The sequence below is a fragment of the Dermacoccus sp. UBA1591 genome (assembly GCF_002322065.1).
GTDB lineage: Bacteria > Actinomycetota > Actinomycetes > Actinomycetales > Dermatophilaceae > Dermacoccus > Dermacoccus nishinomiyaensis.
The window spans coordinates 4,357-5,497 of sequence record NZ_DCNR01000036.1; the positions used below are offsets into that span (position 1 = coordinate 4,357).

The window sequence follows — 1,141 nt, forward strand, 5'->3', positions numbered from 1 at the left end:
TCCTGGCTCGAGACGCTCACGCCGATCATGTGGTCGTCGGACGTCTCGTAGTGGCCCGTGCGCTCGCCGGGGGCGAGGACGGGAGCGGGGGAGACAATCGTCCAGGTCGGTTCGGGCGAACCGTTCCGGAACATCGCGAGGGCCGTGCTCGCGGCCTCCGCCTCGGGACGGAAGTCGGCGGGGAAATCCTCGCCCTCCAGCAGCGGACGGTCGTTCGCGTCGAGCCACGCCTCGGCGCTCGTCGAGCGTGCGGGCGGCACCGAGACGACGACTGCGTCGACGTCCTTCGCGAGGCGGACGACGGCGTCCGTGTCCTCGATCGAGGCGACGACGTCACCCGCACCGGGCCGCGTCGACACGCTGACGATCTCGTGGCCGCGCGAGCCACCCTCGCTGACGATGGCCGAGCCGAGCATGCCCGTGGCGCCGAACACTGCGATCTTCATGGTGATCTCCTTCGTGGGGATGAATGACAGCACCAACCACCAGTTGGGGTGGATTGTTCCCCGCCGGCCGACGACGCGCCTCGTCGTCCCACCGCTCTCAGGCGACACCGACCGACGAGGGTGGCCCCACCCCGAGCGGGGTGAGGCCACCGTCACGAGGTTCAGTTCGCCGTCGTCTTCTTGACGAAGGAGGAGGTGTCGCCGTTCTCCTTGATGGCCTTGAACAGCTCGGCCGAACGCGTCGCGTCCCATTCGACGGCCTCGCCGGCGGGGGTGGGCAGCGCCGCGTTGCCGGTGGGCACGACGACGGAGTTGCCGCCGTCTCCGGAGAACTTCTTGAGGTTCCACATCGTCTGCAGGCCCTGCATCATCGACATGCCCTTGTCGACCGAGAGCCCCTGCGCGCCCGATTCGCCGAGGCCCTTGAGCCTCCACGGCACGAGCAGGTTGGAGGGCGAGCTGATCTCCTTCATGAGCGCCGCGAGGAACTGACGCTGACGCTTGGCGCGCCCGAGGTCGCCCTCCGGGTCGGAATAACGGGCTCGCACGTACCCCAGGGCCGTCGGCCCGTCCATCTGCTGGCACCCCTTCTTGAGGTTGATGTGGGCCTTGGGGTCGTTCATGTCGCGGGCGACACAGATGTTGACACCGCCGACGGCGTCGACGACGGAGGCGAACCCGCCGAAACCGATCTC

At 68.6% G+C, this 1,141-nt stretch carries 2 protein-coding genes; both read right to left on the reverse strand.

Annotation, left to right across the window (positions count from 1 at the left end; all coding sequences use genetic code 11):
* A partial coding sequence (locus tag B2284_RS03845; protein ID WP_286697213.1) for an NAD(P)-dependent oxidoreductase occupies positions 1-446 on the reverse strand: 446 nt, incomplete at its 3' end.
* Positions 447-607: 161 nt separating this feature from the next.
* Positions 608-1,141, reverse strand: a 534-nt coding sequence (locus tag B2284_RS03850; RefSeq protein ID WP_286697214.1) for an LCP family protein, incomplete at its 5' end; no start/stop codon positions are given.